This is a genomic window from Candidatus Accumulibacter phosphatis (genome assembly GCF_000024165.1).
Taxonomy (GTDB): Bacteria; Pseudomonadota; Gammaproteobacteria; order Burkholderiales; family Rhodocyclaceae; genus Accumulibacter; species Accumulibacter phosphatis.
This window is the reverse complement of sequence record NC_013194.1, coordinates 131,766-144,855: the sequence shown is the minus strand read 5'-3', so window position 1 is coordinate 144,855 and position 13,090 is coordinate 131,766. Positions and strand designations below refer to the sequence as shown.

The window sequence follows — 13,090 nt, the reverse complement described above, 5'->3', positions numbered from 1 at the left end:
GACGCTTGGCTCTTTTCCTTCACCGTTCAGGGAGGCAACATGGCTTCGGTCAATAAAGTGATTCTCGTCGGCAACCTTGGTGCGGATCCGGAAACCCGCTATTCGGCCAACGGCGACGCGATTTGCAACATCAGGATGGCGACTACCGACCGCTTCCGTGACAAGGCATCGGGTGAGCTGAAGGACAGCACCGAATGGCACCGCGTCGTCTTCTTCGGCAAGCTGGCCGAGACGGCCGGCCAGTATCTCAAGAAGGGCCGCCAGATCTATGTCGAAGGGCGCATCCGGACCAACAAGTGGCAGGACAAGGACGGCAACGAGCGCTACACGACCGAGATCATTGCCAACGAAATGAAGATGCTCGGTAGCCGCGAAGGCATGGGCTCGCCGGCCAGCAGTGAGAGTGAATACGGCGGCAGCATGCCGTCTTCGGCCGCACCCGCCAGCGGTGCGGCACGCTCGGCGCCCGCCAAGAAAACGCCGAGTTTTGACGATATGGACGACGACATCCCGTTCTGAACCTGCCGGACCCCCAGAAACCCAGGTCGCGGAGAGCCGGGCCTGGGTTTCTTGTTGTCCAGCGGACGCAGGCGTCCTAGCCGGCGAAGTTCTGCTCGGCGAAACGCCAGTTGGCCAGGCTCGCGAGGAAGGTCTCGACGTACTTCGGCCGCAGGTTGCGATAGTCGATGTAGTAGGCGTGCTCCCAGACGTCGATGCAGAGCAAGGCCTTGTCGCCGGTGGTCAGCGGCGTGCCGGCAGCACCCATGTTGACGATGTCCACAGAACCGTCGGCCTTCTTGACCAGCCAGGTCCAGGCAGACCCGAAGTTGCCGACGGCGGACGTCTGAAAGGCCTTGCTGAACTCGGCGAACGAGCCCCACTTGGCGTCGATCGCGGCCGCCAGCGCGCCGCCGGGAGCGCCACCGCCATTCGGCGTCAGGCAATTCCAGAAGAAGGTGTGATTCCACACCTGCGCCGAATTGTTGTACACGCCCCCGGCCGGAGCCTTGCGAATGATCGCCTCGAGGTCGAGCGCCTCGTATTCGGTGCCCTTGATCAGATTGTTCAGGTTCGTTACGTAGGCCTGATGGTGTTTAGCGTAGTGGTATTCGAAAGTCTCCCTGGACATGTGTGGAGCAAGGGCGTCCATGGCAAAGGGCAATTGGGGCAGCTGATGTTCCATTTGTGTTCTCCGTGAGGTCGTTATCAGGCGATAGGGATCGGCGAGCGCAGGCGCCTTGCTGTCTTTTTCGTGTCGTTTGACTGTCGGATTCTATTCGGGGCCTGCCTTGCTGGCAATGGCAGCTACAGCCGGGGCCAGGCCACCGTCGGGGAAAACCGCCAGCACCGCGGCATCCGCTCGTCCGCGCTCGAAGAAGACAGCGATCCGCTGGCTTGGTTCCACAGATCGGCTATCGCGAACGATCCGTCCTCGCTCATCGAGTGCGACACAGTAGCCGCGCGCCAGTACGGCGGCGGGGTTGAGGTGCGCGAGACTGGCCGTCAGCCGCGCGAGGTCGGCACCCTGGCGCTGCGCAGCCTGTTGCCACGCGCCGCGCAGCCTCGCCGCCAGCGCTTCGACTTGACCAGTGCGGCGCGACGTCTCCGGGCGAGCCAGCAGCAGTCGACGGCTCAGGTCGGCCAGCGCCGTCCGTGCCCGGGCGCTGGCCTGCAACAGGGCGGCGGCGAGTTGGCGCTGCTGATTGCGCAGAACCTCGCGCTGATGCGCAAGATACTGTGCCGGGTGCTGGAGCCGGCGCGTCAACCAGTCGAGTTGCTGGCCGCGCTGGTTGATCTGCTGGTCGACGCTGCGACGCAGGGCCAGTTGCCGGGCGGCAAGCCGGGCGAGCAGAACGAGCTGCTCTGGGGCGGCCAGCTCCGCGGCGGCGGTAGGCGTTGGCGCACGCTGATCGGCGGCGAAGTCGGCGATCGTGAAGTCTGTCTCGTGGCCAATGCCGCTGACCACCGGAATGGGACAGGCGCGGATGGCACGGGCGACGAGTTCGTCGTTGAAAGCCCACAGGTCCTCCATGCTGCCACCACCTCGGCAGACGATCAGCGTTTCGCACTCCCGGCGCTCGCCGGCGATGCGAATGCTCTCGGCGATCTGCGACGCGGCACCCTCGCCCTGCACCAGGGTGGGATAGACGACGATGCCGACCTGTGGTGCACGACGCGCGAGCGTGCTCAGGACGTCGCGCAGGGCAGCCGCCTGGAGCGAGGTGACGATGCCGATGCGGCGCGGGAAACCGGGCAAGGGGCGCTTGCCGGCGCTCGCAAACAATCCCTCGCTTTCGAGCTTCTCCTTGAGACGAAGGAACTTCTCGTAGAGGTTGCCGACGCCGGCCCGACGCGCCGCTTCGACGTTGAGTTGGAAGTCGCCGCGCGCCTCGTAGAGCGTCACCAGGACACGCGCCTCGATATGCTGACCATTTTCCAGACGCCAGCCGAGTAGCTGCGTTCGGCTGCGGAACATGACGCAGCGAACCTGCGCCGCGGCGTCCTTGAGCGAGAAGTAGACGTGCCCGGAGGCCGCATGGCTGAGGTTCGAGACCTCGCCGGCGACCCAGCACAGCGGAAAGGCCGCTTCGAGTCGCTCGCGCGCGAGGCGATTGAGCAGGGAGACGGCGATCACCGGCACGAATGCCGGCAGGCCGGTGGCTGGCGAGGGGATGTCGGACATGGATCGCTTTCGATGGGCTGGCGCGGTCAGCGCAGCGCAGGCGTCACGCGCACGCGCATGGCTGGCCAGCGAACGGCGGCCACTGGCCAAGCCAAGCCGGTTCCTGACCGCCGGCGCCGTCCGAGGAAACACTCTGCCCTCGCCGCGGAGAGGAAGTGCGGGGATGGCGCTCCGCTTTCAAGCGCAACGTGCCTTGCCCAGAGCGAAGAGGCACACCCGGTCCCGACCGGCATTCTTGGCGGCGTAGAGGGCCTTGTCCGCGGCGCGCAGCATGTCGTCTTCACTCTCCATGCCCGCTTCCCGGCTCGCAACGCCGACGCTCACGGATACCTGGATGTCCACGCCGCCAACGCTGATCTTCAGGGCCTTGACCATCCGGCGCAGACGCTCGGCCGCCAGCAGGGCAGCCCGCGGATCCGCGTCGTGACACACGAGCAGGAATTCCTCGCCACCAATGCGACTGACGCTGTCGTCCTTGCGGGCTGCACTCTGGATGGCCCTGGCCACTTCCTGCAGGACCCGGTCGCCGACGGCGTGACCATGCCGATCATTGACGGACTTGAAGAAATCGACGTCGATCATCAGCGCCGCCACAGGCTGGCCTGTACGCATGGAGGCGCTCCAGAACCGGGCCAGCGACTCCATGCCGGCCCGCCGATTTGGCAGATCGGTCAGCAGGTCGGTCATCGCGGCATGTTCGAGGCGCCGATTGCTGGTGGCCAGCTCAGCCGCGAACTGCTTGAGTTGCGCGCGGTCGCGCTCCCAGGCATCGAGCAGCTTGACGTAGTGCAGCGCCGCGCGCATCCGGGCGCTCAGGGCGCGGACATTCACCGGCTTGGTGACGTAGTCGTCCACGCCCGCCTCGAAGGCCTCGATGATCTTCTCTTCCGTCTCCTCGCCGGTCAGCATGATCACATACATCGATTGCCCCCAGTCGGTGGCACGCAGGGCGCGGCAGAACTCCAGCCCATCCATGACCGGCATCAGCCAGTCGGTGACGACGATCTGGGGCGTCACCTCGAGAGCGAGGGCGAGCGCCTCCCGGCCATTCTCGGCGGTGTGTACGGTGCAGCCAAGAAGGTGCGAGAGCACGCCTTCGGTCATCATGCGGGTGGTGGGATCGTCCTCCACCAGCAACACCACCTGGCGAGTGCCGGTTGCCGCGGCCTCCTGCTCCGGACGGGGCACCGGAGCATTGGCCATGGCATCGAAGGAGGGGAGATGACCAACGGGCACTTTCAGCAACTCGGCCCACTCCTGCCATTGGCGAACCACCTGGTCGAACACCTCACCGAGGGCCGTCGCGTCCAGACCGATCTTGCCGCCGAGGAGCATGAGTTCGGAGATGCTGCCGTGGGGCTCGGTCACTGCCGAACGACCGAGATCGGCCATGCGGCGCGCCTGGAAGAACAGATTGACCAGTTGGTAAGGCCGGGAGCCTTCCGCAAAGCCTGACGTCTCGGGCACTTCATGGTAATAGACGGGCTCCGTCAGGGCCTTGGGGATGCCGCAGTCGGCCATGATGGCGACCGTGAATTCGCTGTGGTCAACCCCGAGCCGCCTGCGCTCCAGCTCCATCAGCGCCACGCCATGGCACGACTCCGTCAGCAGCCTCGCGTAGTCGGCAGGGTAGACGGTGACCAATGCCAGCGAGCCGACCTGCGCCAACAATCCACAGGCGAACAGTTCGTCCGGTGAGGCGGCCGGCAGCAACCGACCCAGCTCCTGGCTGGCGACCGCCATGAACAGGGAATGTGACCAGAAACCCGGATAGTCGAACGAAGGGCAAGGGCCTTCCAGATACTGGTCGACCAGTGAGAACGCCATTGCCAGCCGACGCACGGTCGCCATGCCCAGGCGCATCACAGCCTCGCTGATGGAAACCACCGGCCGGCCGCGCGCCGCGGCATTGGACAGGCGCAAGAGGCGGCTGGACAGGGCGGGATCGCTCTGTACCACCCGCGCCACCTCGTCGAGAGTCGTTTCCTCGCGCCGAGTGATTTCCATGATCGCCAAAGCCACTCCCTTCGGGCTGGGGAGTCGACCGCTGAGCCGCAGTTGTTCGATCGTGTTCATGGTTTCCTGCTAACGGTTGGCGACATCTCGCAATGATGGCTGGGGCACGCGTTAATCAGCTCCCTCAGGAAGCTGTCCGAGTCAGGCGTTCAGCTCTCGCGCGCCACCGGGCATGGCTGGCAAACACACGGAAACCACCCCGGCAAACAGCCCACCGATCAAACCCAACGCCAGCAGCAAGCCTTTTGTTGGAGAGACCGGCTTGTCCGAGACAAAAACTGGCTCTATCGCCTCTGACGATTGCGTTGCAGGCGGATTCAATGCGGCTTCGAGCATCGAAACGATCGGCCCCTGATTGAAGAACTCCGACTCCTTCTGGAGACGCAAGGATGTCAACAACGACAGTTGGGTAAAGCGATCGTCCTTGATCCCGGCATTCGCTACAAACCTGTTCAGGCTCTCGGTTTCCATTTCGGCGCTCGCCAGCTTCGCCCTGGCGAGCGCCAAGGCGACTTGCATTCTTGCCATCAGGGCCTAGCAAATTCCGAATGCCGTCTTGCCAGTTCGGATGCCGCTTCCTTGGCAGAATTCCTGGCATTCCCCGCACTGTCGTCAGTCTCCTTCAGCTCAATCAACGCGGATGCCAACGCCCGCGGATTGACGGTCGTCTTGCGCAACCTGCGCCGACAGATACGCGGCGCAGACGCTTGGCGAAGCGCGCAAGGCATCGATCCAGGCCTGATTGCCGGGATGTTCGGCGACACTAGACTGGGAAGCCGCGGTCTTGATTCGCTCGACTGCGTTCGCCGGTGGCTCGACCGGCAGGCTGGGGACAAGCCTCAGCGGACCATTCTGCTGCCCGATTTGTCCGATCGGCCCAACCTGGACAACGGCCACCGCTTCATACTGCGGCGGCGTCCGCGCGATCGCCAGCCCGGCAACGAGCAAACCGATCGCAGCGCCACCGACGCCACGGCGCCAGCCCGCCCGCAACTTCTGCCATAGGTCAAACGCAGTCATCTCCCAGTCCTGCGCACGCTGGATTTGGCTCATGGGCTCAAGCTTCCTGAGCTTTCAATGTACGACAACCTCGCCGCGGCCGGGTCTGGTCATCGCATTCCATAACAACTCGCCGTCGCCATCGCCGTGCGGTGCCGGTGAGTATTCCTTCACCAATGAAACCAGCAAGGCCAGTGCTTGCTCGTAGTCGAAGCGCTGGCAGGCATCGTCCATGACCGCCAGCCGCTCGGCCAGCAACGCCCACGGAAGCTCATGCTCATGCGCCCGCATGATCAGCGGATGCGTCGTTCCTTCGACGTTCTCGCCGATCAGCAACTCTTCGTAGAGCTTCTCGCCGGGGCGCAGACCAACCACTTCGATGGCAATGTCACCGTCGGGATGCTCTTCGTCGCGCACCTCGAGACCGCTCAGGTGCACCATGCGGCGAGCAAGGTCAATGATTCTAACAGGCTTCCCCATGTCCAGAACATAGACTTCGCCGCCTTCACCCATCGATCCCGCCTGAATGACGAGTTGTGCCGCCTCGGGGATGGTCATGAAGTAGCGCGTGATCTCGGCGTGCGTCAGGGTGATCGGGCCGCCGGCGGCGATCTGCCGGCGAAAGAGGGGCACGACCGATCCGGAGGAACCCAGCACATTGCCAAAGCGCACCATGCAGAAACGCGTGCCTCCACCGCTTCGCGCCAATGCCTGCAGGATGAGCTCGGCAAGCCGCTTGCTGGCGCCCATCACATTGGTCGGACGTACCGCCTTGTCGGTCGAGATCAGAACGAAGGTGCCGACGCCGGCCGCCAGCGCCGCTTCGGCCATTCGCCGCGTGCCCACGGCATTGTTGCGCAGGCCCTCGATCGGGTTATGCTCGACCAGAGGGACATGTTTGTAGGCGGCCGCATGGTAGACCGTTTGCACTCCGAAACTCTTCATCACCATTTCGTTGCGCTTCTGGTGAAGTACCGAACCCAGTACGGGCACGAGTTCGACGCACGCACTGCCGCCCACGCAGAGCGTGGCCAACTCCTGCTCGATCGAATAGAGGGCAAACTCGGAACGCTCCATCAGGACCAGGCGGCTGGGTCGCAGCTGGACAATCTGTCGGCAGAGTTCCGCGCCGATCGAGCCGCCAGCCCCGGAAACCATTACCACCTTCCCCGTGACGCAGCGACCCAGCAATGCCGCGTCGGGCGCCACGGATTCGCGACCCAGCAGGTCCTCGATTTCGACCTCCCGGATGGCGTCGGCCGTCACGTTGCCGCTCACCACATCCGCCATGCCGGGAACCAGCCTGACCTTGCAATGGAGACCCTCGAGGCTGCCGATGATCTCCGCCCGGCGTGACCGACTGGCTGACGGGATTGCCAGCAGCACCTCCTCGATGCGCCCGGCAGCCATCATGGGCATCAACTGATCGGGCGACTGAACCCGCAAACCGGCGACTTCAATTCGCTGCAAAGCCGCATTGTCGTCAACGAAAGCCACCGGCAGGTACTCCCGACCAGCACGCAAGGCGTAAGCCAACTGTGTTCCCGCACTACCGGCACCATAAATGGCCACCCGCTTGCGCGAATCCTCGGCGCGTTCTGCACGCAGGAAATAGCTGCGCGCCAGGAACCTCGCGGTGCCGACGTAGAGGATGGCCAACATGCAATAAATCCCGAGAACACCACGCGAAAGTCCTGGCGTATGGGTCAGGGCTATACCGGCCGCCAACAGGACGACCGACAGGGCCACGCCGCCGGTGACCACGAAAACAACCCGGTCCTCCATGAAGCGGATAACTGCCCGGTACAGGCCCAGGCGAATGAAGATGGGAATCGCCAGTAGGGGTGCAGCCAGCACCTGCCATCCATAGGTGGCGAAGCTGGGAGTCCACGTTTCGAAGCGCAGCGCCAGCGCCGACCACAAGGCCAGCAGGAGCAGCGCGAAGTCGGTGACGATCGCCACCGCCTGCTTGCGGCCACGCGACAGGGACAAGAAGGCTTTCATCATCTGCGCAAATCCCGGTGATTCCCTGACACCGGCTGTGCTGTCGTAGAAGCCGGCCGATCACACATTATCGTTCATTCCGCACCATAATCTCGATCATTCTCTGTCAGCACGTCAGTGCGACACGCCTTCACGCCTGAGAACCTTGACGGCGGTCAGCCAGAGGATGTGAATATCGAACGTCAGCGAGGCGCGCTGCAAGTATTCGACATCCAGCCTGACCTTTTCGGGAATCGGCAATTCATCGCGGCCGTTAACCTGAGCCCAGCCCGTCAACCCGGGCAGCAAGCGATGCACCCCATACTCGGTACGCAGGGCGACCAGATCCTGCTGATTGAACAACGCCGGTCGTGGCCCGACAAAACTCATGTCACCCACAAGGATGCTCCACAACTGAGGTAATTCGTCGAGGCTGGATCGCCGCAGGAAAGAGCCGATCGGCGTCAGGTATGCCTCCGGATTCTGCAGCAAATGCGTGGCTACGGTCGGTGCACCGACGCGCATGCTGCGAAACTTCGGCATCCGGAAGATGGCATTCCCCTTGCCCACGCGATCCGACCAGTACAGGGCCGGCCCCCTCGAAGTGAGGCGCACGAGGACGGCAACGATCAGAATGGGCAAGGCGAGAACGGTAGCGGTGCACAGACCGAGCAGCAGATCGAAAAAGCGCTTCATCGACATCGCCCGAAAACGAAAACCACGCTAGCGACGCGCACTCTGCGGCGCCGTCATCCAGTGCGCTGCAGTGCGCTGCAAACCCTGGTCAACGCTGAGCGGCGGCGACCAGCCGAGGAGGTGCCGTGTTTTGTCGATGTCTACCTCGAGTGACCCACAGAGGCGCTGCGCGATCCCGGGTCGTCCGAGCAGCGTCGCTGCCAGACGCAAAATGCCAACCGGTACCGGCAGCAGTCGCGCCGGCCGCCCCAGTGCCTGGCCCATCCGCCGCAGCAAAGCCGCCGTCGACAGGTCTTCGGCGTCGGAGACGAGAAAGGTCTGGTTGGCCGCCGCCGGATGGGCGATGCAGGTCACGATCAGGTCGACAAGATTATCCAGCGCGACCAGACTCCGCCGATTGGCCGTTACGGCGCCCAGCGGCAAGGGGATACCGCGCCAGAGTGCACGCATCATCGCCAGGAAATTGCCCTTCACCGCCGGCCCATAGACCAGGGGCGGACGGATGATGACCACCGCCATCCCGGTTTCGCGAGCCAGGGCGCGCAGGGCCGCTTCGGCCTCCATCTTGGAAATGCCGTAGGGGTCGAGGGGGCCGGGCGCCTGATCGGCCGTGAAAGGCCTGCCTGGGTCGGTCTGCTCGCCGTTGACCTTGATCGAGCTGAGAAAGACGAAGCGCCTGACGCCGGCTGCCGCCGCCTGTCTCGCCAATTGCAGGCTGCCCTCGACGTTGATGCGCCGGAACTCGGCCAGCGGATCCACGGCATCATCGTTCATAACGTGTACGCGTGCAGCGCAGTGCACCACCGCGACGACCCCGGCCATCGCTGCCGACCAATCGGCAGTGGCCGACAATTCTCCCCGCACGACGTCCACACCGTCGGCCGGGCTTTCGCCTGCCGTATTGCGGACGGCGATCCTGATCGAGCCACTCCTGATCAAGGCCGCGCACAATGCTCTGCCGACGAAACCCGTCGCCCCGGTGACCAGGATCATTCGCTGACCTCCTGCCACTCCGGCCTGCCTTCCGCGAGGCAGGTGAACGCGGACAGCAGGCGCGATATCAGTGTCGCCCGGTCGAATTCCGTCTGGCTCAGCACCGCGCCGCGCGCGCCCATAGCCATCAACTCTTGGCGTTGCCTGCCGGCGAGTTCGCGCACCGCCGCCGCCAGCGCCCGCCCATCCCCGGCCGGGCACGCCACTCCAGCGCCGCAACGACGGACGATGTCGGCTCCCTCGCCATTGAGCATGGCAAGGACGGGAATCCCGGCCGCCAGATAGGACTGCAGCTTGCCCGGGATGGTCATGGCAAAGATCGGCTTGTCCTGCAGCGACATGAGGAGTGCGTCGGCGTGCTTGTAGAAGGAAGGCATGCGCTCGACCGGGTGCCGCCCCAGCAAGAGGAAACTCTCGCCCAGACCGCGCCGCTCCACCTCTGCCTTGACCCACCCGGACGCCCGGCCATCGCCGACGATCAGCCAGCGGACCTTCCGGTCGTGCTTCACGATCTCCGCCGCGTCGAGGATTGCCGGAAAATCCTGGGCGTCACCCATGTTGCCGGCAAACATGACGCTGAACACGCCCTCGGCAGCCGGCACCTCGGCGGCGGGCTGCACGGCCGAAAGAGCGAAGTCCGAATCGGACCAACTCGGGAAATACTCCACACGCTTGTCGCCAGCGCAGTATTTCCGGATTTGCGGGATGAAGCTTCTCGACTGTGCCAGCACCAGATCACAGCGATTGTAGATAAAGGATACCAGTCGGCCGACGAGCTTGATGACGGCAGGCGAACGCACCACACCCAATGCCTCCAGCGTTTCCGGCCACAGGTCGAGAACCCAGAAGGCCACGGGAGCCCGCTTCAACGCCCGCAACAGCACGGCCGGCAAACCCACGGTGATTGGTGACGGCTCGAAAACGAATATCACGTCAAAAATCTGCCCCCGGAGTCTCCATGCCCCGAGCACGCTGGCGCTCAGCGCGAAGCTCAGGTAATTGAGCAGGAGACGCAACCCGCCGCTTCCCCGCGGCAGCAGCGGCACGCGCACGACCTTTGCCGCCGCATACTCGGAATAGTCGGCCGGGTTGCTGCGGAACTCCGGGAAAACCTCGCCGGAAGGATAGTTGGGGTAACCCGTGAGCACGGTTACCTGATGGCCCCTGGTACCCAGTTCCGACACGAGATCGTTGACCCGGAAGTTTTCGGGCCAGAAATACTGGCTAACGACGAGTATGCGCACGACCGGATCTCTTCAATAACGCTTCCATACCACGCGGCCGACATAGTCGGCGTAGCTGTGAATCAACCTCACGACCTTTTCCGAAACATTGGGCATGCTGTAGTCGGCGATGGGGCGCACGCTGCGCGCACTACTGCTGCTGAACTCCGCCTCCAGAATCTGCAAGGCCTGCATGATGCGCACTTCCTCGAGCCCCACCATCATCACCGCGGCTTCCTCCATACCCTCCGGCCGTTCATGTGCCTCGCGGATGTTGAGCGCCGCGAAACCGAGAATGGACGATTCCTCGGTAATGGTGCCGCTGTCCGAGAGCACGGCCTTCGCCATCATCTGCAGTTTGTTGTAGTCCTTGAAGCCCAGCGGCTTCAGCAAGCGCACCAGCGAATGGAACACGACCCCCATGGCGTCTACACGCTTTTGCGTACGCGGATGGGTGGAAACGATTACCGGGTACCCATAATGCTCGGCAATACGATTGAGTACCCCCACCAGCTTGCCGAAGTTCTTTTCCGAATCGACGTTTTCCTCGCGGTGTGCGCTGACGACGAAAAACCGGCCGGCTTCCAGCTGCAGGCGCGTCAGCACATCCGACTCCTCGATTCCCTGCCGATAATAAGTCAGGACTTCAAACATCGGGCTACCGGTCTTGATCACCGTGTCCGGCGCCAGTCCCTCACGCAGCAGATAGTCACGGGCAATCGTGCTGTAGGTCAGATTGATATCGGCCGTATGGTCGACGATGCGGCGGTTGATCTCTTCCGGAACGCGCATGTCGAAGCAACGGTTGCCGGCCTCCATGTGAAAAACGGGAATCTTCCGGCGCTTCGCGGGAATCACCGCCATGCAGCTATTGGTGTCGCCCAGCACCAGCATGGCATCGGGATTCTCCACCCCCAAGACACCGTCGACGGCGATGATCACCTTGCCGATCGTTTCCGCGCCGGTCGCACCGGCAGCGTTGAGAAAGTGATCCGGCCTGCGTATTCCCAAATCATCGAAGAAAATCTGGTTGAGCTCGTAATCGTAGTTCTGTCCGGTATGCACCAGGACGTGCTCGCAATGCTCGTCGAGTTTGGCCAGCACGCGCGACAGGCGAATGATTTCTGGCCGCGTGCCGACGACAGTGAGGACTTTCATCTTCTTCATGTCAGACCTTGCAGGCAATCGTATCGGGCTGGGCGCGATCGAAAATCTCGTTCGCCCACAGCATCACGACCATTTCCTCGCCACCGATATTGGTAATGTCGTGCGTCCAGCCGGGAACGGTCTCCACCACTTGCGGCCTGTCGCCCGAGGTGAATACCTCGTAGGGCTCGTTGGTGACGATATGGCGGAAGCCGAATCGGGCCGAACCCTTGATAACCAGGAACTTCTCGGTCTTGGTGTGGTGGTAATGCCCCCCGCGCGTAATCCCCGGGTGGGCGGTGAAGAAAGAAAATTGCCCGGAGTCCTGCGTCTTCAGCATCTCGACGAAGACGCCGCGCTCGTCGCCGTACTTGGGCAAGTCGTAGGCGAACTTGGCCGGCGGCAGGTAGCTGACATAGGTAGCGTACAGCGCGCGTACCAGCCCAGCGCCGACCCGCTCGGAAACCAGCGACTCGCGGCAATTCTTGAATGCCTCGATCTGCGCCGCCAAATCCCCCAGCGTGATGCCGTAAACCGTGCTGACCTCGCCGCGACTCAGCCCGGCAGGCATGGCATCCAGCGCACGGATGAACTCGCCAACGACATCATCCACATAAACCAGACTGAGGGCGAAGGCAGTGTCGCTGATCTGGATGGGCAGATCATTGGCGATGTTGTGGCAAAAGGTGGCGACGACTGAGTTGTAATTCGGCCGACACCATTTGCCGAACACGCCTGGCAGGCGATAAATGGACACCGGGTTGCCGGTCCTTTCGGCCAGCGTTTCACCCGCCACCTCGGCACCCCGCTTGCTTTCTCCATACGGGTTATCGAGATCGGCCTGGACCGAGGAGGAAATGATCAACGGAATCCTACGTCCTGTTGCGGCAATTAGATCGCACAACTCCGCCGTCAGATTGGCATTACCCTCGGCGAATTCCTTAATGTCCTTGGGTCGATTGACGCCCGCCAGATGCACGACCGCATCAGCACGCCCCACTCGTTCCGCCAGATCGTCCAGCGAATCTTCGCGGGCAAAGCCGATGGCTTCGTAGCAAGCCAACTCGCCAAGCCTAACCGTCAAGTTTGTCCCGACAAATCCTTTAGATCCAGTAACTAGAACGCGCATCGTCATGGGTGCTCCGTAACCAACAGCCGGGCGGATATCGTATCAGGACCCAAATCCTTCCCGCCGAGCCATCCCACCCCCGAGAAAAAAAGCCCAACCAGGGCGAAGTAGTGTCGATCCCTGAGCGCGGCAAAGAATCCTGACCGCACAAACGGCTTTACGTCAAGCTCAGCCGTTCGCCGATCGGAAAACGCAACCTTGAACCAGCCATCAGCCAATGCA

The 13,090-nt window shown here is 63.1% G+C and carries 12 protein-coding genes; 1 reads left to right on the top strand and 11 read right to left on the bottom strand.

The genetic code is table 11. The annotated features are described in order from the left end of the window. Positions 1-39 precede the first annotated feature (39 nt). Positions 40-519, top strand: coding sequence for a single-stranded DNA-binding protein (ssb, locus tag CAP2UW1_RS00635; RefSeq protein WP_012806939.1), 480 nt, complete (start codon positions 40-42; stop codon positions 517-519). A gap of 76 nt (positions 520-595) precedes the next feature. Here ssb and CAP2UW1_RS00630 read toward each other — a convergent pair whose 3' ends face one another. The 11 genes from CAP2UW1_RS00630 to wbjC all read right to left on the bottom strand — a co-directional run bounded on the left by CAP2UW1_RS00630 (position 596) and on the right by wbjC (position 12,868). Then, on the bottom strand, positions 596-1,183 hold the full coding sequence (locus CAP2UW1_RS00630) for a Fe-Mn family superoxide dismutase (RefSeq protein ID WP_012806938.1): 588 nt from the start codon (positions 1,181-1,183) through the stop codon (positions 596-598). A gap of 90 nt (positions 1,184-1,273) precedes the next feature. Next, the gene (gene xseA, locus CAP2UW1_RS00625; protein WP_012806937.1) at positions 1,274-2,683 is read right to left on the bottom strand and encodes an exodeoxyribonuclease VII large subunit; all 1,410 of its coding nucleotides are present in this window, start codon (positions 2,681-2,683) and stop codon (positions 1,274-1,276) included. A gap of 177 nt (positions 2,684-2,860) precedes the next feature. After that, positions 2,861-4,759 (bottom strand): GGDEF domain-containing response regulator, encoded by a 1,899-nt coding sequence (locus CAP2UW1_RS00620; RefSeq protein ID WP_012806936.1) that lies wholly within the window; start codon positions 4,757-4,759, stop codon positions 2,861-2,863. An 81-nt stretch (positions 4,760-4,840) separates the two neighbouring features. Continuing rightward, entirely contained in the window at positions 4,841-5,170 is a 330-nt protein-coding gene (locus tag CAP2UW1_RS00615) for a hypothetical protein (protein WP_291913221.1), read from the bottom strand. 156 nt (positions 5,171-5,326) lie between these two features. Then, the gene (locus CAP2UW1_RS00610) at positions 5,327-5,752 is read right to left on the bottom strand and encodes an LPS biosynthesis protein (RefSeq protein ID WP_012806934.1); all 426 of its coding nucleotides are present in this window, start codon (positions 5,750-5,752) and stop codon (positions 5,327-5,329) included. A 21-nt stretch (positions 5,753-5,773) separates the two neighbouring features. After that, positions 5,774-7,705, bottom strand: coding sequence for a polysaccharide biosynthesis protein (locus CAP2UW1_RS00605; RefSeq protein WP_012806933.1), 1,932 nt, complete (start codon positions 7,703-7,705; stop codon positions 5,774-5,776). A 111-nt stretch (positions 7,706-7,816) separates the two neighbouring features. Continuing rightward, complete coding sequence (locus tag CAP2UW1_RS00600; RefSeq protein ID WP_041567635.1) at positions 7,817-8,377, bottom strand: sugar transferase; 561 nt, start codon at positions 8,375-8,377, stop codon at positions 7,817-7,819. Between the two features lie 27 nt (positions 8,378-8,404). Then, positions 8,405-9,370, bottom strand: coding sequence for a UDP-glucose 4-epimerase family protein (locus CAP2UW1_RS00595; protein WP_012806931.1), 966 nt, complete (start codon positions 9,368-9,370; stop codon positions 8,405-8,407). Next, the gene (locus tag CAP2UW1_RS00590; RefSeq protein ID WP_012806930.1) at positions 9,367-10,614 is read right to left on the bottom strand and encodes a glycosyltransferase family 4 protein; all 1,248 of its coding nucleotides are present in this window, start codon (positions 10,612-10,614) and stop codon (positions 9,367-9,369) included. The genes CAP2UW1_RS00595 and CAP2UW1_RS00590 overlap by 4 nt, the downstream gene beginning before the upstream one ends. A 12-nt stretch (positions 10,615-10,626) precedes the next feature. Continuing rightward, complete coding sequence (gene wecB / locus CAP2UW1_RS00585) at positions 10,627-11,760, bottom strand: non-hydrolyzing UDP-N-acetylglucosamine 2-epimerase (protein WP_012806929.1); 1,134 nt, start codon at positions 11,758-11,760, stop codon at positions 10,627-10,629. A gap of 1 nt (position 11,761) precedes the next feature. Next, positions 11,762-12,868 (bottom strand): UDP-2-acetamido-2,6-beta-L-arabino-hexul-4-ose reductase, encoded by a 1,107-nt coding sequence (gene wbjC / locus CAP2UW1_RS00580; RefSeq protein ID WP_041567990.1) that lies wholly within the window; start codon positions 12,866-12,868, stop codon positions 11,762-11,764. Positions 12,869-13,090: the final 222 nt, after the last annotated feature.